Raw genomic sequence first — 18,850 nt, forward strand, 5'->3', positions numbered from 1 at the left:
TGTGATCATCATACATAACAGTGTATTATGAAAAGAAAGAATCTGCTGACCCTTATTGCCCTGGTGCTGGTATTATCCGCATCATCGCAGGCAGTATGGGAACAGCATAGAAGCGAAGTATACAACTACCTGTACCGTATGGCGCAGAAAGGGATCATCGATTTCAACGATAATATCCGGCCGCTCAGCAGGATCTATATCGGTCAGTGCCTCGATTCATTACAGGCACATGAAACCCTGCTTTCACCTACGGAGAAAAAGGAACTGCTGTTCTACAAACAGGAATTCAGCGATGAAACCGTGAATGGGCAGGATGTGACAGATACGCGTTTCTTCCGGAAGGATACTGCAGGGCGCTGGCGGGCGCTTGAGATCAGGTCTAAAGATTTCATGCTCCGTGCCGATCCCATTATTACTGCGGCTACCATCCAGGGCAACGGGAAAGATATCAGACAATACAGTTCAGGTTTCAAACTATACGGTTATGCCGGCAAACGCTGGGCCTGGTATTTCTCATTCAACGATATCAATGAAAAAGGAACCGGGCTCGATACGCTGCGTGCAAATTCACCGGTGACAGGTATTTCGGGACGTATCGCAGAGAACAAAAAAAGCGTCAACTTCAGCGAACTGCGCGGGGGTATTTCCTATTCCTGGAAAAACGGTTCTGTCAGTTTCGGGCAGGATTACCTTCTCTGGGGTTATGGTGAGAACGGAAGGATGGTGCTTTCAGACAAAGCCCCCACTTATCCCTATATCCGGCTGGATTACCGGCCCTTACCGTGGCTGAAGTTCAATTACACACATGCATGGCTCAAGTCGAACATCCTCGACTCTGCACGTTCATACCCCACAGGTTCTACTCCTTATGGCGGCATGCGGGAATTTTATATTTCCAAATTCATGGCGTCTCACAGCCTGCAGGTAACGCCGGTAAAGGGACTTGATATTACTTTTGGTGAATCGATGGTATACAGCGACAGGCTCGATATCGGCTATCTCATCCCGGTATTGTTCTTCAAAGCTTATGACAACCTGGTTAACAATGACAATATCAATGCCGGTTCCAACGGACAGCTGTTTGCGCAGGTAAGCTCCAGGAATCATATCAGGAATACACATTTGTATACCACCCTGTTCATCGACGAGATCCGGATAGCCACTATTTTCGACAGTAAGAAAAGCCGAAACCAGGTAGGTATCAATATTGGCGGTTCGGTTACAGACCTGCTCGTTCCTTATTTAACGATAGGAGCCGAATATACCCGTATAAATCCGTTTGTATACCGCAACCTGATCCCTGCACAGAACTATACGCACAGTGGTTATGTACTGGGCGACTGGATGGGGAATAATGCAGACCGTCTGTTGTTTACACTGAAATATACGCCGGTAGCGCGTCTGAAATGCGCACTCCAGTACCAGTACACCCGGAAAGGGGGCGCCGGAACGCTGGACCAGCAGTATTTCCAGCAGCCGCAACCGCCATTCCTGTTCGATCTGAATTATACCCGCAGCGAATGGTATACTACTGTTTCCTATGAATGGATCAATAACCTTACACTGAATGCGGCATTCAGCAACAGCCGTTTCAATGATAAGCAGCTGAACCAGAAAAGAACGGATAATATTTTCAGCATCGGCGTCAGCTACGGGCTCTAGGCAGGGTAAATACCATCCCTGAAATGCTGAATACTAGCTGTCAATACCGATATTTGCCATAATTCTTCCTATATGACTGTATTGAAAACCAGACGTTCGCTCCTGTTTTTATTGTTGGCCTGCTGTATTTGCGCAGTTTCGTTTGCGCAGAATGCCGGTTCTGTGAGCCAGTATTCAGATCAGCAGATCATGGCACTTTGGAAGCAGGCACAGAAAGCGGGTATGTCTGAGGCTGATGCAGTGAAGGCGCTTGCTCAGCGTGGCATGAGCAGCAAGGATATCAATGCGTTCAAGAAAAGGCTGGTAAGCCTGCAGGGAAATGCATCCTCACGTTCATTATTCGACTCCAAAAACCTGATCAAAGACACCACAGCTTTTATCAGGGATACTACCTGGGTATACGAGGTGCCTACGCTGAAAAAAGGAGTTCCTTATTACGGATTTGATTTTTTCAACGGCAGCACAAGCAGCTTTTCACCCAACTTCAATTTACCAACGCCGGCCAATTACGTACTGGGGCCCAATGATGAGCTGACGGTTACACTTACAGGTTTTAACGAGCTTACCAATACATCACTGATCTCCAGGGAAGGTAATTATGAAGTTCCGCATGCAGGTGTTGTAAAGCTGAGCGGACTTACCATACAGCAGGCAACGCAGAAGATCAAAAGCAAATTACAGCAACCTTACCCTGCCGTTGCCAGCGGTAAAACACAAGTGATGGTACAACTCGGTGAACTGCGCAGTATTCACGTAACTGTGATCGGCGAAGCCCAGAATCCGGGCGGTTATACCATTTCAGCGCTTTCAAGCTTTTTCAATGCGCTTTATCTTTCAGGCGGACCAAGTACAAACGGTTCACTGCGTAAGATCGAGCTCATCCGCAATAACAAACTGGTAGAGACGATCGATTTCTATGCTTTCCTTCAGAAAGGAACTTTAAAAGATATCCGCCTGGAAGACCAGGATGTGATCCGTTTCCCTTTATATGAAAAAAGGGTGATCCTTGATGGAGAGGTGAAACGTCCTGCGGTATACGAACTGCTGGAAAAAGAAACCCTTGCCGAACTGCTTCAATATGGCGGAGGTTTTGATCCGGAAGCATTCAAGGATGGCGTTAAGGTAGTGCAGCTGGGCGAAAAGGAAAGGAATGTAAGAGATGTGGCAGCTGCGGATTACAATTATTTTATACCCAGGAACGGCGATTCTGTTCATGTTGAAAAGATCCTCGCCCGTTATACCAACCGTGTGATCATCAGTGGTGCGGTGCAAAGGCCGGGAAATTACGAGCTCACCAAAGACCTAACCCTGGCCCAACTGATCAGGAAAGCAGAAGGTCTGCGTGTGGATGCGTTCCTGAACAGAGGTTATATTAAACGGATGCGTAACGACAATGCCGAAAGGGAATTTCAGGCATTTGATGTGAATGCTGTATTATCCGGAACAGCTGCACCTATTTATCTTCAACGTGAGGATTCTGTGGTGATCGCAGGAAAAGACAGCCTGCGGGACATCCCTCATATTACCGTTGCAGGCAATGTGCGCAACCCTGCCGTTTTTGAATACCGGAAAGGAATGTCGCTGGAAGATGTGATCTTCATGGCAGGCGGCTTTACAAGTGATGCGGCCAATCATAAAGTGGAAATATCGAGGCTGGAAAAAAATACTGCCGATACCCTGGCCAATAAACTGCTGGATATTATCACAGTGAACGTGGATTCCAGTCTTCAGAATGCCAATAAAACAATGCTGCAGCCTTTTGATTACATATTTGTTCCAAAGCTGCTGAACTACCATTCGCTCGGCAATGTAAAACTGAGGGGCGAAGTATTATATGCAGGAGATTATGCACTTGAAAAAAGGGATGAAAGTGTGCAGGAGATCATTGCAAGGGCAGGCGGCCTCTCACCATTTGCTTCAATGAACGATGTACAGGTTTACCGCAATAACCTGCGCGTGGCAACCAACCTCCTCGGCGACCAGGCCAGGTCTGGTAAACCAGCTGCCCGTTTCCTGCTGTTACCGGGCGACAGTATCTACATTCCGCGCAATGTTCCTTTCGTGGAAGTGAAAGGGGCCGTATTCAATCCGCAGATCCTCAGTTATGAATCGGGAAGTTTCCTTTCTTATATTTCAAATGCCGGCGGTGTTACCGATCAGGGTAATCTTAAGAAAGCATATATACAATACAGTAACGGTATCAATCAGAAAATAAAACATTTCCTGTTCTTCCGTAAATACCCGAAAGTAACTGCAGGCAGTAAGATCATTGTTCCGGAAAAAACAGAATCAACACGCAAGGGCTTATCGATACTCGAACTAAGTGCACTTACCGGTACACTTTCAGCTGTTGTAAGTATGATCGCTGTTCTTAAATAATCTTCCATGCAACAACCCGAACCTATCAATTTACCCGAGGATGAAGCCTATTCACTGCAGTCAGACGGATTACAGCTGCTGAGTGCCGCCAAACAGGCATTGTCTTTCCGCAAACTGCTTTTCCTGGCCGGAATACTGGGCGCAGTTCTTGGTGTGGCTTATTATTTCTGGAAGCCTGTTACCTACACCGCCAGGATCTCATTTGTAGTGGAAGATACCAAAGCCAGCGGCAGCGGCCTGATGTCTGCGCTTGCGGGGCAATTCGGTCTGGACCTTGGCAATATTACAGGCGGAAGCGGTATTCTTTCGGGAGATAATATCCTGGAGCTACTGAAAAGCCGAAGCCTCATTAAAAAGACACTTTTAACACCGGCAGACAGTACATCTTCCAGGTCTCTTGCCGATGTATACGCCGACTCTTATGGCTGGAAAAAGAAATGGGAACAAAACAGCAAAGTGAACAAACTGGTACAGTTTCCTCCGGGCAAAGAAAGCTACGGGCGTATAGAGGACAGCCTTTTGCAAAGGATCGTAAAAAATATTCTCGAGAAAGAATTAAGTGTTGTAAAGATCGATCGTAAACTCAGCTTTATAGAAATGCAGAGCACCATGCGTGATGAACAGCTGAGCATTTCCTTTTGCCAGCGCCTGCTGAAGACCGCTACGGATTTCTACATTGAAACAAAAACAAGAAGGCTTACCAAAAACATCCAGCGCCTGCAGGCAAAAGCCGATAGTCTCGAGCGTTCTCTTAACAAAAAAACCTATTCGGCTGCAGATGCCAGCCGTTTACTCCTGGATGCGAACCCCGCTTATGCAGCACCGGAAGTTACTGCCGAAATTTCCTCCCGTGATAAATATGTACAAAGCACTATTTACGGGGAGATCATTAAGAACCTGGAGATCAACAAAACGGCACAGATCCAGGAAACCCCTACCATACAGGTGGTTGACAATGCTGAAATCCCATTGAAGAAAAACAAAACATCCGCATTGGCTGCTGTCGGTGGTGGATTCTTCTTAGCTGTATTTATCACCTTTCTGCTGCTCACTGCGCGCTTTGTTTTCTTTGGCAGCAATGCTGCTTCGAGAAAATTGTAATTACATAAGCATCAATAAAAATGCCCGCTTTGCAAGCGGGCATTTTTATTGATGCATTTATCAGATTGCAGTGATCAGAACCTGTAAGAGACAGCCAGTCTTCCTGAAACATTAAGGATTTCATTACCGGGTGCCAAATATTCGTTGGGGTCTACCTGTATCACCAGCCATTTATAGTTATAAGAACGAATAATACCGAGCTGTGCAGAGAACAGAAATGATTTATAATCCCAGTCTGCTTTAAAGGTGGTGGAAAGATCGATCCAGTGGCGTCTGAAATCCGACAGGTATTCAAACGCATAATAGTAATAGTCGCTGTTATACCTCACACGTTCAAACTGCATCCCCAGCCGCTTCAGGCCTTTTATCCAGCTCACCTCAAATGTCTGGCTGTTGCTTCCGGGTCCGATGCCTGCTCCCAATGAGCGGCCCATATGTGTATAGCCCTGGCGTACATAGGTATGTGTGTACCAACTATCGGGCGATCTGATCAGCTCTGCCGTTGGCGCCTGCATCTGCGTTAATTCCGCAGCAAACTGAATATGTGCGTTATTGCGTGTAGCAAATAGTTTTCTGAATCCTGCTACATAAGCCCGACGGTACGGATCAGACTGCAAAACATTCCATGGCATCAGTGATATATCCTTTCTTCCGTATTCCATGTACAGTTCTGCATTTTCAGCTGGCATTACATATCGTACAAATAAAGACCCTATCGAGGCTTTACGGCCGTTCTTTTCAGCTGCTGTGCGGGTTCTTCCGAAAAAGCCCTGAAACGGCAGAACATCCAGCGGGTTGCTGATATCCGACATATACAAATAAGAAGCTTTGGCAACGCCAAGGTAAAGTCCCGGCGTCCATTTGGGGTTCCAGGTAAGTACCATTCCAGCTATATAACGATCTTCTTCGTGTTTGGGCTCGTATACAAAATTGCCGTTGTAAACACTGTAAATACGCGGCGGCAATATACCTGAAGAAGAAAGCTTTCCGCCAATGATCTGCCCTTCAAAACTTCCGATTCCTGTGTTGATCGGTCTTGTTGTATTAATGGTTGCATGTAAAAATCCCGGCGCATTGGTACTCATGATAAGCGAATTCCGGTAACCGGGTCCCCACCATAAATTTTCTGTTGAAATACCCGCAGAGATTGCGCCGGCGTTGTAACGAATGAATGACTGCCCTGGTAATACTTTATGGTAAGCACCGCTTCCGAATTGCTCCGGTATATCTGACCTGTTCCAGAAAATATAACGATCTGCCCAGGCTTTCTCGTTCAGCTGCGATGAGAAACCTTCAAAATCCTTGTTTGCCGCCGAAACCAATTCCGGCGCTACCTGCATGGTGATATGTTTACCGATCTTTGCATACACGCCCGCACTCACCATTACCTGGTATCCTCGTGCCGGGATCATTGAACCCAGGTTCCAATCGTATGGCAATTTACTGTTAGCCTGTTGTACCAGCGTTACCGGGGTGAACCCTGCTTTTATAACAGCATTGTTCACGAACAGGCTCTCATTCTTCCCCAGAGCCGAATCCAGTTCTTTCAGCGATACCTGGTTCGCATTCACACTTAAAGAACTTTTTTGCTGATAGGATCCCAGCAGCTGGCGGTTACGGAACAACTCTTTGAGCCGGTCGTTAGAAATGACCTGTGCAGTTGCCGTATAACCTGTTACTGCAGCTATGACCAGTAAAGATAACCTGCGCGGTTTTATCATGGTAATAATCAGAATAAATAAGAAATGCTGAGTCTGCTGTGAAAATTGAGCCTGTTAAGGCTGGCTTCCCACATATACCTGCGTGAGTTTACGAGTTCTGCCTTTGCGGAAATGATCATGTTTTTATATTTCCACTTGGGTAATACACCTATCCCAAAATCAATCCATTTATTTACCGCATGCTCCTGCGGATCTCTTTCCAGTCGTTCAATTAAAAACCCTAATTGTTTCCAGCCGTCTACCCAGTTAACAGTTATGCTCTGAACGTTTGTACCTAGCCCCGCGCCTGCGCCAAGGATCTGGTTCTGATGTGTGTACCCTTCCCATATCTGGCCATGCGTATACCAGTTACCTGCGTCCCTCACCATAAAATCGGGGGTCTGGCTCATTTGTGTCAATTCGAAACCCAGTTCCAGGCGCCTGTTCTGCTGCATGGGTATGATCTTCCTGATGCCTGCAATGTATGCGGCTGAGTGGGTAGGACCCAGTAAATAATCCCGCATGTTAACACCATAATCGTTATACCCATATTCTATATAGAATTCCGTTTTTGCTTTTGGTAGCACCCAGCGCATGAAAAAAGAAGCCAGCTGGTCTCTCCGCATATTATCTTCATTCCGTACATTTTTCTTTTCAACAGCTAATGCAAGCACGGGGAAATATTTTTCAAAGATCCCTACAGACGGAGATTCATTATCGTCTGTATAGGTTTGTACGGCCCTCGTGAATCCGACAAAAAGGCCAGGCACCCATTTGGGCTGGTAGCTGAGTACGATACCGCTGAGGTAACGCGCATCGTTAAAAGGAACCGGGCGCGCCATCAGGTTAGTATTTTCGAATGTAAGTTTAGGGTCAAGTGTGATCTCGCCACCCAGCAACTGCCATTCGAAACTGCCGATACCTGTTTTTACAGGCCTGCGTGATTTGAAAAAAAAGTGATTGAATCCAGGCGCATTGTTACTCATTAAAAGAGCACTTCGCATACCGGGACCCCACCAAAGATTCTCTGTTGAAACACCCGCAGAAAAAGCACCTGCTGAAATACTGATGCTCGACTGCCCTGGAAATATCTTTTTATAGGCTCCGGTAAGGATATTACCATATTGACTATTATGCTCAAAACCCGGATTAGCAGCATACACAAATTCGGGCTGAAGCTGAACATCGAGCGGTCCTGCGGAAATATGTATACCGGCGCGTACCATTGCCTGATAACTTTTTGCAGCGATCATGGCACCATCGTTCCAGCCGAATGGATGATGGGAATTGAATTGCTGTACGATGGTTAACGGAAGAATGGTTAATGCAGCTTTTTTAAACCGGTGCGGCTGCAGGTAATCTGAAGAACTGTCTATCGTTTTGTAAAGTCCGCGCTCAGATAAAAGGCGACCGCTCGCCTGAAATGGACGTACATTGAATGACAAGGTAGAATCGACCTTACCCATCAATTGTAATGAACGCGCTGTTTCATCTGCAAAAGATCCCGGCAGGATCGTCTGGGCATAAGAATGGTTACAGAGTAAAACAGAGAAAAACAATATTCTCCTCAGGAATCGAACAATCATTCAGTAAATCTAAAGTGAAACGCTATGACTATGTTTATGACACTGCCCGGGTGATCGGTACAACATTAATGGCAGTTTTGCTTCCATCCAATGATTCGAAAATGGAGTTGTTGCTTACAAATTCAGGAACTAGCTCTTTCATTTTCGCTACCATTTCCATACTTGCCTGCTTCTTACGTGCCAGCAGTATGAGTTCTTCGAATTTCAGCTGCATATCTGAAAGGCCAGAGTGGCGTACTTTGGCTATCATGATCTTCTCATGATAAGTAGGCAATGTATTTTCATTATCTGTAAGCAGTTCCTCGTACAGCTTTTCGCCAGGCCTCAGGCCGGTATACTTAATATCTACATCAATACCGGGAACCAATCCGTACAAACGGATCATTTTCTTGGCAAGATCTACTATAGGCACAGGTTTGCCCATATCGAACACGAATATTTCACCGCCATTACCCATGGAACCTGCTTCCAGTACCAGCTGGCAGGCTTCAGGAATGGTCATGAAAAACCTGGTGATATTTGGATGTGTTACCGTTACTGGGCCGCCCTTTTCGATTTGTTCTTTGAAACGATTGATCACAGAGCCATTAGAACCCAGAACATTACCGAAACGGGTAGTTATAAACTTGGTAGCCATTTTTTGTGCGCTGTTACTGTCGCTCCCGTTTGTATTAACGCTGAACTGATAATGTAACGCCTGTACATATGTTTCGGCGAGCCGTTTTGAAGCACCCATCACATTGGTCGGGTTCACAGCCTTATCGGTTGATACCATTACAAAACGCTGTACATGATGTTTAACGGCCAGATCGGCAATGATCTTTGTTCCGTTTACGTTTGTAAGTACCGCTTCCGAAGGGCAAAGTTCCATCATCGGTACGTGTTTATATGCGGCAGCATGATAAACGATATGCGGTTCGAACAGGGTGAACATCTCTTGCATGCGGTGCTCATTCCTTATATCTCCAAGGAAAGATACGCAGGTAGTAGAAGTTTTTATATCCTGCAATTCGAGCTCCAGCTGGTGCAGTGGTGTTTCGGCCTGATCACAAAGAATAATCGTTTGAGGATTGTATTTAAGCAACTGGCGCACTATTTCACTTCCGATAGAACCGGCCGCACCTGTAACCAGTATTCTTTTGTTGCTGATCTGCGAAACGATCTTATCATTATTGATCCTGATGGGGTCACGCTCCAACAGGTTTTCGATCTTGATGGTCTGTAACTGCCGGGCCGAGAATTGGCCGTTGATCCACGTATCCAATGGCGGAACATTCAGTACCTTGATATCATGATCAAGACAAAAATCCACGATCTCATTTTTCTTTACCGGAGGCAGATCAAATACTGCGATAATAATCTCATCTATTTTCTGCGCCAGTGATATTGCCTGAAGATCGAGGGTATGATGGATTTTGATGCCGTCCACCACCTTTCCAACTTTTCTCAGGTCATCATCAATAAAAGCTACAACTGTAATATTCAGTTTCGAATCATGTTCCAGGATCCGTTTTGTTGCGAAACCAGCTTCCCCAGCCCCAAAAATGATCACATTCTTGCGATCCATCTTGTAGCTGCGCATGTAACTGAATGCATATTTAATAAATACACGGTAACTGATAAGCGCAAGAAAACTAAATAAGGCGTAAATAATCAATGTAACATTGGAAAAGAAAACTGCACCCCCCGAATTCGACGATACAAGACTAATGAAAAATAATACGCTTGTACTCATGGCGATAGCATAACAGATACGTAATGCATCCTGCACACCGGTATAACGTATGATCCCCGCATAAATACGGAAATTAACAAATACAATGGAATTTATCAGTAGGATGATCAGCAGGCTTCCGCTCAGATCATGCAGTGTGAGTTTTTCAAACGCCAGGTTATGTTTGATCAGTAAAGCAAAAGCAAAAGCAAAACTACAGACTGCCAGGTCTATCAGAAAAATAATCCAACGCGGTACAATGTTTATTGTTTTAAACATATTGAGCAGTTAAATCCTTGCAAATCAATGTTAAATGTACGACACATATATAACAACCACAATAAAAGCCGTTTTAATTTAACTAATTGCTTGTTTTATATTAGTTATATATTACTCTAAAATATATTCCTGATTACAGTCACTACCCGCTGCAGGTCTTCTTCGGTGAGATTGCTTCCGGAGGGCAGGCATAAACCTTGAGCAAATAAATTTTCTGCATTTTTATTGCCAAAATACGGAGCATCCGCAAATACGGGCTGAAGATGCATTGGCTTCCAGAGGGGGCGGCTTTCAATATTTTTTGCTTCCAGCGCAATACGGATACGATCAGCGTCAATACCATTATTCTTTTCAGGGTTTATCAATATGCATGTTAACCATCTGTTTGAGAAGGCACCTTGCTGTTCTTCTAAAAATGATATCCCTGGTATATGTGAAAGCTGGGCCTTATAATACTCGAAATTACTGCGCCTGGCTTTTATCCTGTCATCCAGCACCTCCAGTTGCCCTATACCTATTCCTGCTAATACATTCGATAATCGGTAATTATATCCTATCTCTGAATGCTGGTAGTGTGGCGCCGTGTCCCTGGCCTGTGTAGCAAAAAATTTTGCTTTCGCAATATGTTCTGCATTTTCAGAAAGCAATGCACCACCGCCGGAAGTTGTGATAATTTTATTTCCATTGAAGCTCAATACACCGAAAGTTCCGAAAGATCCGCATGGCTTGTTATCAATTGATGAGCCCAGCGCCTCTGCGGCATCTTCAATTACCGGTATATCGCAATCTGATGCGATCTTCATGATCGCTTCCATCTTTGCTGGCATGCCGTATAAATGAACCACGATAATTGCTTTGGGCTTCCTGCCCAATGCGATAAAATATTCAATTGCCTCTTTCAATGCGGAAGGACACATATTCCATGTATCCGGCTCAGAGTCTATAAAAACAGGTTGAGCGCGTTCATATACAATAGGATTTGCTGATGCGGAGAAGGTAAGGCTTTGACACAGTACAATATCTCCGTCTTCAACATTTAACAACTTCAGCGACAAGTGTATTGCTGCCGTTCCTGAGCTCAGCGCTGCAACGTGAGAAACAGCAGTTCTCTCTCCCAGTTTTTCTTCAAACAGGTTTACCAATGGCCCTAATGGTGCTATCCAGTTTGTATCGAATGCCTGTTTCACATATTCCAGTTCATTACTCCCCATATGAGGTGAGGATAACCAAATTTTAGTTTTCATATCTGAGTTATGTCTAACGTTCTTATAATACGTGCAGGTGTTCCGACTGCTACGGAATAATCGGGCAGGTCTTTGACAACAGCAGCTCCGGCCCCGATAATACACCATTTCCCGATCTTTATATTAGGTATAACTGTGGCTCCGGCTCCGATATGAGTGCCTTCGCCAACCATTACATTCCCACATAAGGTAGCTCCCGGTGAAACATGCACATAGTTAGCGATAATGCAGTCGTGATCAACAGAAGCGTTGGTATTGATAATACAGTGGTTTCCGATAACTGCATCTCTCTGCACAATACACCCATGCAACAGAACAGTTCCGTCACCGATTTTCACCTTTCGGTCCACGACTGCACCGGGATGAATTATGGTTCCAAAATCATGCTTCACTTTGGATGAGATGATTTTCCTGATCCTGTTATCTCCAATCGAAATAATCAGGTTATCTTCTTTTCTGAAATTTTCATCATATGGGCCGGAAACGCTGTATTCATTCAGATATCTGACAGCAGCATTATCATCAAATATGCCAGTTACCGCTATTTGCAGTGTTTCAAGTACACTGCAAATCACTTTCGCATGTCCGCTTGCTCCTATTAACAACATTTATTCGTTCCCTTTAAAGCGTTCTACTGTAGCCTGGCCCGGCGTGTTGATATTTTTAGCCCGAACGATTTTTATCGCTGTTAAAACCATGATCTTAAAATCTAAAAAAAGGGTCCAGTTATCAATATACCATACATCAAGTTCGAACTTTTTATCCCATGAAATTTCATTGCGGCCGTTTACCTGTGCCCAACCGGTGATTCCGGGCTTCATTTCATGGCGCCTGGCCTGGAATGGTGTATATAATTTCAAGTATTCCATTAACAGCGGACGCGGACCTACCAGGCTCATGTCTCCTTTTATAACATTAATCAATTGAGGGATCTCATCAACTGAAGTTTTCCTTATCAGTGCGCCGATAAACGTGAGTCGCTCAGCATCAGGCAGAAGGCCGCCGTTTGCATCTTTCTTATCAGACATCGTTTTCAGCTTGATCAGCTTAAATATTTTACCATGTCTTCCGGGTCTGTCCTGAACAAAAAAGGGTGTTCCCCCGTTATTGATCCATAATACCAGTATTGCCGTTATGCTAACAGGTAACGTTAATAACAATATTACAAAAGACATAATAAAATCAACCGTATGTTTCAACCTTAACATCTGCCGTCCCTTTCTTAACTATTCCGTTTTATTATTATCGTTTGATAGCACGTTCCAGGCCAATCAACTTCATCACTCTAGCACCAAGATCAAAAAGCCATTCTTCATTCTTATAATCCCGGAAAGATTTTAAAGGCATCGTATGATAGCTTCTCAATTCATCAACTGAAATTCCAAGCTTGGTTGCAATGTATTCAAACTCTTCATCAATATGATTAACATCATATGGAAGTGCTTTTAATTTCTCAATAGCGTCTTCTCGGGTCATCTGTTTTGTAACAATGAGACTAGAGAACTGTACCCTCCTCGTATCAAATCCAAACCTTGTTGGCAGCCAGTAGCCTTCATAAAATTTAGTAAACCTTGATTCAAAATGCTTTTGAGGGTAAGGCCTCCATCCGTAGGTAGAACTTAGTACCTCAATCGCATTTTCTTTTGTGTAAGGCAGATAGTTCAACGGTTTTACTACCTGTATACCTTTAATATACCTGAGATAAATTTTATGATAAAGGATCCCGCTCCATGGATATTTTTCCATTTTTACCGTTCCAAATTGCTTCCTGATATCCTTAATCATAGTCATGTCAGTTCCGTAATAAAGCCAGTCTTTCGGATTTCGGATACATTCTGTAGAAAAATTACCTCCGTTCAGAATATACTTAATCTTATATTTTTTTGCAAAATGATACATAGTCGCAAAGAAAGCATGGTCCTGTGGAATGTCCAGATGCGGCGTCCCCGACTTGAAATAAGCCAATTGAAAATCCTGCATTTCCGGCCAGTCGATCACTTCTGTAAAAAGATCCAGCCCTAATTTATCTACCAGCATCTGTATATTGTTCACGGCTATATCCGTGTTCCATCCACCATCAACATGAAACACAAGCGGATTCAATCCGAATTCTGTTACTGCCAGGTGAAGTAAATAGGAACTGTCCAGTCCGCCACTCAGCCCCATGATGGAATCATAAGTATTTCCCTTTGCTTTTTTTTTGATTTCCTCCACCTGTTTTCTGAATATCTCTTTTCCTTTCTCATTGGGATGCCAGTTAGGCAGAACATCTTTATAAAAGCCATTGCAATGATCACAAACACCATTATCATCAAAGGTGATCTTGGGGTCTGAAGTATCCATTACACAATTTGTACAGATTTGATAGGGTCTCATAGATTTTATTTAAAAAAATTAATTACTTTTTGTTCTTAAAGATGAATATGATGTTGATTCAACTTGTCTTTCTTTTGCTCGTATACTTTTATCAATTCGGCTTCGAGTTGCTGGGCTAAGATATTTCTGTCGAACATCTTTTCCGCTATATCCCTAGCGATTTTGCCTGCCTGGAATATTTTTCTGGGTTCGTTCAGCCATTCCTGCAGTTCTTTTTTTGCGGTCGTTATGTCAAATGAGAGAGAGAACCCGGCGCCGCTGGATTCCAACAATTCTGCCTGCCAGCCCTTGTGGTTTATGACCATACAGCAACCAGCGGCAAGTGCATCAAAAAATTTATTAGCGCAATTGGCTTCCAGTTCAGGCAAGGGTATCACTGTTGAAATGGCCATTTCCGCACACTCGAAAAAAGCAGACACCTCAATTTTTGATACTTTTTCAAACATCAGCACATTGCGGCCCAATGTACCATTGGTTACTGCTACATTCTTGACAAATTCAAACTGTTGCCCGCCACCTACGGTAAGAAAAAATATTCGTTTGTCATTGATAAATTCTGCCGCCAGCTTCATCAAATATTCAACTCCGTTTATCACGCCGAATGTTCCTGCATAAAGAATTACAATTGCATCCTTGGGAATGCCGTATTGTTCTCTCAGTTGTCGTTTTCTTGGTTTCAGAGGGTCGAACCTCTCCAGGTCTGAAGCATTAGGTATAACTGAAATTTTATTTCCGGGATAACCAGTACTCATTATTCCTTTTTTCATTCCGTCTGACAGGGCCACAATTGCATCGGAATTAACATAGGCAAATTTTTCCAGGCGGTAGGCCAGTTTTTTTAGAACACCGTTCCTTATTGCTCCTACAGCTATAGGCAGATCCGGCCACAAATCCCTCACTTCAAATACAAACGGAACTTTTAATTTCCTTGCAGCATAAACTCCGGGTAATGCTATTGTTAACGGTGTACTGGATGCAAAAATCAGGTCGGCTGGTATCGTAATCGCTGTTTTATATGATTCATATGCGAATTTGATGAACGCCATTATTCTCCGATTGTAACTCATTGAATTGGAATATGGGACCGCCAGCCAATACACACATATTCCATCTTCGTTGGTTTTTATTGTTGCGCCCTCTTTCCCTGCATTTGTCTGTGACGTAATGATTGTTACTTCGTGACCCATTTTCACCAGTCGCTTAGCCATTTCATATGACCTTGTGCTGCCAGGCATCTTTGGAGAATTAAAATATTGATGCAAGTACGTTATCCTCATTTTATTAATTTAAATATTCCGATATTTTACCTGGCGCAGATACTAGGTGATGCGTCCTTTAAAACGTTGACGATCCTTTCCGCTGTTTTGCCATCCCACATTTCTGGCACCCCGCCTTTTTTCCAGGTACCCGCCAAAACTTTCTTTACAACTGCATTTAAAGCCGTCGGATTTGTACCTATCAACTCATTGGTACCGATAGTTACTGTTTCCGGCCGCTCGGTTGTATCCCGCATGGTTATACACGGTATTCCCAGCACAGTTGTTTCTTCTGTAATTCCACCGCTGTCGGTAATTACGCATTTGGCATGCTGTACCAGATAATTGAACTCCAGGTACCCGAGCGGTTCAATCATATATAAATTGGACGCTTCAATACCGCAATGAGCGATATTCTTCCTTGTTCTCGGATGAACAGGGAAGATGACGGGCAATCCGTCGGATGACTGTATTATTTCATTCATCAGTGTGCTTAATTCTGATATATTGTCAACATTTGCAGGCCTGTGGAGGGTAAGCATAAAGTATGCACCGGGGCTCAATGCGGCGTTGTCCCATATTGCAGGTTTAACAAAACGGGATTTATTACCGAGCAGTGTGTCGATCATAGTATTTCCTACCAAGAATATTTTCTCATCGGAAACTCCTGCCAGTCTGAGATTTTTATTCGCATATTCTGTAGTAGTAAAAAACAGATCGGTCAGTGAATCAGTAACGATTCTGTTTATCTCCTCCGGCATTTTCATATCGCCGCTTCTTATGCCGGCTTCCACATGGGCTACTTTGGTATTCAGTTTTTTTGCTACAATAGAGCAAGCCATTGTTGAAGTTACATCTCCAACAACTACCACCAGGTCTGTCGGATTTGCCAGCAGGTGTTTTTCAAATTTGATCATGATGTTGGCCGTTTGTTCGGCCTGGGTTCCGCCGCCACATTCCAGGTTCGCATCCGGGTCAGGTATTTCCAGTTGTGTAAAAAATGCCTCGCTCATGTTTTTATCGAAATGCTGACCGGTATGCACAAGGCAATATCTTATATCACAACCTTCACTTTGTTCAAATTTGATTCTCTTAATGATCGGAGCTATTTTCATGAAATTAGGCCTGGCTCCTGCAATAATTGTAATGTGCATACTTTTCTTCTGTTTAAAATAGATTTTTTGCCGGTTATCAGGTTGTTATTAATTACTCAAAATGTTTTTCTTTTCATCTTTTAACGGGTAGCTGATCAGGACGGCCCTAAACTTACCCTTGAATACGAACAAGCTTCCTGCCGCTGCTCCGATAATATGATGTTTTTGAATCAGGCCTTTTATATCATCGTATTTACCGGCTCCTCCCAATACGGTCAGTGGCATATCGACCGCCTCCCTCACTATATCAACCAATCTCATATCATAACCGGTCATTGTTCCGTCTGCATCAATAGAATTAATAACGATTTCTCCTACACCGATCTGGTTCAGCTTTTGAAGGTAATCTTCGAATAAAATTTCTACCTTCTGTGTTCCGTTCCTGATGTAGATATCATAACCGTCCTTTTTATTCTTTCGCACATCAATCACCACTACCACGCTTTGCATGCCTACAGCTTTGCCAATTTTTTCCAGGATAGAAATATCTTTTATCGCGGCGGAATTAATCGCGAGTTTTTCAGCTCCCAGGTTTATGATCTTCTTTGCATGCTCTACAGAAGATACGCCACCACCATAACATAAAGGCATGCGACACTCAACGGCAAGTTTCTTGATTGTCTCGAAGTCCGGCTCACGCTCCTTTACTGTAGCGTCAATATCCAATACGATCAGTTCATCAACTTCTTTTTCATTGAAGATTTTTACTGCGTTTATCGGATCGCCGACATATTTCGGATCTTTAAAACCAACTGTTTTTACCAATCCCCCCTTATGTATCAAAAGGCAGGGAATAATTCTAGATCTAAGCATATTGAAACTCTGCAAAATTTTTTAACAAAGTGATTCCGTTTTGATGACTCTTTTCCGGGTGGAACTGAACACCTATAATATTGTCCTTTTTTACCGATGAAGTGAAATGTTCCCCGTAAAAGGACTCTGTCATACAATTCTTTTCATCAGTGCATTCAAAATAATAGCTATGCACAAAATAAAACCCTTCTTCCTCATTGATTCCCTGTAGTATCTGCGAGTCGTTTTTGATCTTTACGGAGTTCCATCCTAAGTGAGGGATCTTGGGTTTGTTTGTAATATTGTTCTTATCAATTTTTTTAACTTGCCCGCCGATCCAGCCCAGTCCTTTAAGCTCCCCCTCCTCACTGCTTTCCGCCAATATCTGCATGCCCACACAAATACCTAGTACCGGTGTTTTTTTCAGAATTACAGACTCGGTAAGTATATCAACAAAACCAGAATTATTTAGCATACTCATGGTTTCATCAAAAGCGCCCACACCTGGAAGTATTATTTTTGTTGTATCCTTAAAATCTTCCGGCCTGGATGCTATGGAATGTTCTATACGCAGGCGCTCGTATATATTGGCGATTGCCCTCACATTCCCGGATCCGTAATTAATAATAGTTACCATATTCTCACATTTGTAATTTTTCCCGAATCCATTGAATTGTTTTTTCTAATCCTTCGCGGATTTCCCCCTGCGGGTTATAACCTAACAGTCCCCGCGATTTTGACGTATCCGAGCATCTGTTCTTAACATGGTCCCAGTTTCTGGGCTGAGTGTAAATAATCTGCGAATCAGACCCGGATAATTCAATAATCAGTTCTGCGAGTTGTTTGATACTCACCTTAGAACCTGTTCCTCCGTTAAATATTTCTGCGTTTTTATACTCGGCCTGTGCCAGTTTAATCAACAGCTCTACTGTATCACTTACAAAAGTGAAGTCTCGCGTTTCATCGCCCGTTCCTGTAATGTAAATATTTTCCCCGCGCAAGGCTTTCTGAATGAAATTAGGTATAACGTTCCTGTATGCTCCTGGCATCTCCCCCGGTCCGTAACTGTTGAATATCCGCAGGCATGCTACCGGTAACTTATGAATCTCTGCATAATACTTTGCATAAAGCTCTCCTGCATATTTATTAATCGCATAAGGGGTATCGTAAGGGGTAATATTAACATCTTCGGACATTACCGGGTTATTTCCATATACACAGCTGGAACTTGCGTATACAATTTTTTCGAGTTCGGTGTTATTTTTCTGCTCCTCAAAAAGATTGATCATCCCGATAACGTTTGTGGAAACATCAGATATGGGATGGTCTACTGAATTTTGATTTGCAAAATGCGCTGCCAGGTGGTAAATGACATTAGGTTTATATTTATCGAAAAAGGACTTTACTTTCTCTGTGTTACTAATATCCATATTAGTAAATGCTACATTTTTAGAAAAATTAGCTATTCCAGCTGAAAGATTGTCTATTATATGAATATCATATCCGCCCAACGATTCCAACTGAAGGGTCAGGTTATATCCAAGTGCTCCGAAACCACCAGTAATCAGCACTTTTTTTGTTGGTTGTATCATTTTATAAAATTAAAA

Annotated in this window: 15 protein-coding genes; 3 read left to right on the forward strand and 12 right to left on the reverse strand. The window is 43.4% G+C overall.

What is annotated here, in order from left to right; all coding sequences use genetic code 11:
* The first annotated feature begins 27 nt into the window (after positions 1-27).
* The 3 genes from B5D42_RS08530 to B5D42_RS08540 all read left to right on the forward strand — a co-directional run bounded on the left by B5D42_RS08530 (position 28) and on the right by B5D42_RS08540 (position 5,142).
* Complete coding sequence (locus tag B5D42_RS08530; RefSeq protein WP_078831063.1) at positions 28-1,662, forward strand: capsule assembly Wzi family protein; 1,635 nt, start codon at positions 28-30, stop codon at positions 1,660-1,662.
* A 72-nt stretch (positions 1,663-1,734) separates the two neighbouring features.
* Entirely contained in the window at positions 1,735-4,041 is a 2,307-nt protein-coding gene (locus tag B5D42_RS08535; protein WP_078831064.1) for an SLBB domain-containing protein, read from the forward strand.
* Positions 4,042-4,047: 6 nt separating this feature from the next.
* Complete coding sequence (locus B5D42_RS08540) at positions 4,048-5,142, forward strand: GumC domain-containing protein (protein ID WP_078831065.1); 1,095 nt, start codon at positions 4,048-4,050, stop codon at positions 5,140-5,142.
* Between the two features lie 74 nt (positions 5,143-5,216).
* Here the strand turns inward: B5D42_RS08540 and B5D42_RS08545 are convergent, their stop codons facing one another.
* From B5D42_RS08545 to B5D42_RS08600, 12 genes are all read right to left on the reverse strand, one after another.
* Positions 5,217-6,863: a capsule assembly Wzi family protein gene (locus tag B5D42_RS08545; protein WP_078831066.1), complete on the reverse strand. Its 1,647-nt coding sequence runs from the start codon at positions 6,861-6,863 to the stop codon at positions 5,217-5,219.
* Between the two features lie 8 nt (positions 6,864-6,871).
* Positions 6,872-8,428, reverse strand: coding sequence for a capsule assembly Wzi family protein (locus B5D42_RS08550; protein ID WP_078831067.1), 1,557 nt, complete (start codon positions 8,426-8,428; stop codon positions 6,872-6,874).
* Between the two features lie 34 nt (positions 8,429-8,462).
* Entirely contained in the window at positions 8,463-10,421 is a 1,959-nt protein-coding gene (locus B5D42_RS08555; protein WP_139367065.1) for a polysaccharide biosynthesis protein, read from the reverse strand.
* 116 nt (positions 10,422-10,537) lie between these two features.
* The gene (locus B5D42_RS08560) at positions 10,538-11,665 is read right to left on the reverse strand and encodes a DegT/DnrJ/EryC1/StrS family aminotransferase (protein WP_078831068.1); all 1,128 of its coding nucleotides are present in this window, start codon (positions 11,663-11,665) and stop codon (positions 10,538-10,540) included.
* Positions 11,662-12,273 carry an acetyltransferase gene (locus B5D42_RS08565; protein ID WP_078831069.1) on the reverse strand — a complete coding sequence of 204 codons (612 nt, stop codon included), beginning with the start codon at positions 12,271-12,273 and terminating at the stop codon, positions 11,662-11,664. The genes B5D42_RS08560 and B5D42_RS08565 overlap by 4 nt, the downstream gene beginning before the upstream one ends.
* A complete protein-coding gene (locus B5D42_RS08570) occupies positions 12,274-12,873 on the reverse strand; it encodes a sugar transferase (RefSeq protein ID WP_078831070.1) in 600 nt (199 codons plus the stop codon).
* A gap of 34 nt (positions 12,874-12,907) precedes the next feature.
* Positions 12,908-14,041 (reverse strand): N-acetyl sugar amidotransferase, encoded by a 1,134-nt coding sequence (locus B5D42_RS08575; protein ID WP_078831071.1) that lies wholly within the window; start codon positions 14,039-14,041, stop codon positions 12,908-12,910.
* A gap of 35 nt (positions 14,042-14,076) precedes the next feature.
* The gene (locus B5D42_RS08580) at positions 14,077-15,276 is read right to left on the reverse strand and encodes a glycosyltransferase family 4 protein (protein WP_217698802.1); all 1,200 of its coding nucleotides are present in this window, start codon (positions 15,274-15,276) and stop codon (positions 14,077-14,079) included.
* A 68-nt stretch (positions 15,277-15,344) separates the two neighbouring features.
* Positions 15,345-16,451, reverse strand: a complete 1,107-nt coding sequence (gene wecB / locus B5D42_RS08585) for a non-hydrolyzing UDP-N-acetylglucosamine 2-epimerase (RefSeq protein WP_078831073.1) — start codon at positions 16,449-16,451, stop codon at positions 15,345-15,347.
* 48 nt (positions 16,452-16,499) lie between these two features.
* Positions 16,500-17,264, reverse strand: a complete 765-nt coding sequence (locus B5D42_RS08590) for an AglZ/HisF2 family acetamidino modification protein (protein ID WP_078831074.1) — start codon at positions 17,262-17,264, stop codon at positions 16,500-16,502.
* Positions 17,257-17,880 carry an imidazole glycerol phosphate synthase subunit HisH gene (hisH, locus tag B5D42_RS08595; protein WP_078831075.1) on the reverse strand — a complete coding sequence of 208 codons (624 nt, stop codon included), beginning with the start codon at positions 17,878-17,880 and terminating at the stop codon, positions 17,257-17,259. Before hisH ends, B5D42_RS08590 begins: the two co-directional genes overlap by 8 nt.
* Positions 17,881-17,884: 4 nt before the next feature.
* Positions 17,885-18,835 (reverse strand): NAD-dependent epimerase/dehydratase family protein, encoded by a 951-nt coding sequence (locus tag B5D42_RS08600; protein ID WP_078831076.1) that lies wholly within the window; start codon positions 18,833-18,835, stop codon positions 17,885-17,887.
* Positions 18,836-18,850 lie beyond the last annotated feature (15 nt).

The organism is Sediminibacterium ginsengisoli, assembly GCF_900167075.1.
Lineage (GTDB): Bacteria > Bacteroidota > Bacteroidia > Chitinophagales > Chitinophagaceae > Sediminibacterium > Sediminibacterium ginsengisoli.

What these genes read in the sequence shown, in the direction of transcription:
- B5D42_RS08580 (WP_217698802.1), bottom strand. Translation starts at nt 15,276, where the DNA reads ATGCCTGGCAGCACAAGGTCATATGAAATGGCTAAGCGACTGGTGAAA.
- B5D42_RS08575 (WP_078831071.1), bottom strand. Translation starts at nt 14,041, where the DNA reads ATGAGACCCTATCAAATCTGTACAAATTGTGTAATGGATACTTCAGAC.
- B5D42_RS08560 (WP_078831068.1), bottom strand. Translation starts at nt 11,665, where the DNA reads ATGAAAACTAAAATTTGGTTATCCTCACCTCATATGGGGAGTAATGAA.
- B5D42_RS08590 (WP_078831074.1), bottom strand. Translation starts at nt 17,264, where the DNA reads ATGCTTAGATCTAGAATTATTCCCTGCCTTTTGATACATAAGGGGGGA.
- B5D42_RS08540 (WP_078831065.1), top strand. Translation starts at nt 4,048, where the DNA reads ATGCAACAACCCGAACCTATCAATTTACCCGAGGATGAAGCCTATTCA.
- hisH (WP_078831075.1), bottom strand. Translation starts at nt 17,880, where the DNA reads ATGGTAACTATTATTAATTACGGATCCGGGAATGTGAGGGCAATCGCC.
- B5D42_RS08530 (WP_078831063.1), top strand. Translation starts at nt 28, where the DNA reads ATGAAAAGAAAGAATCTGCTGACCCTTATTGCCCTGGTGCTGGTATTA.
- B5D42_RS08600 (WP_078831076.1), bottom strand. Translation starts at nt 18,835, where the DNA reads ATGATACAACCAACAAAAAAAGTGCTGATTACTGGTGGTTTCGGAGCA.
- B5D42_RS08565 (WP_078831069.1), bottom strand. Translation starts at nt 12,273, where the DNA reads ATGTTGTTAATAGGAGCAAGCGGACATGCGAAAGTGATTTGCAGTGTA.
- B5D42_RS08570 (WP_078831070.1), bottom strand. Translation starts at nt 12,873, where the DNA reads ATGTTAAGGTTGAAACATACGGTTGATTTTATTATGTCTTTTGTAATA.
- B5D42_RS08545 (WP_078831066.1), bottom strand. Translation starts at nt 6,863, where the DNA reads ATGATAAAACCGCGCAGGTTATCTTTACTGGTCATAGCTGCAGTAACA.
- B5D42_RS08535 (WP_078831064.1), top strand. Translation starts at nt 1,735, where the DNA reads ATGACTGTATTGAAAACCAGACGTTCGCTCCTGTTTTTATTGTTGGCC.
- wecB (WP_078831073.1), bottom strand. Translation starts at nt 16,451, where the DNA reads ATGCACATTACAATTATTGCAGGAGCCAGGCCTAATTTCATGAAAATA.
- B5D42_RS08555 (WP_139367065.1), bottom strand. Translation starts at nt 10,421, where the DNA reads ATGTTTAAAACAATAAACATTGTACCGCGTTGGATTATTTTTCTGATA.
- B5D42_RS08550 (WP_078831067.1), bottom strand. Translation starts at nt 8,428, where the DNA reads ATGATTGTTCGATTCCTGAGGAGAATATTGTTTTTCTCTGTTTTACTC.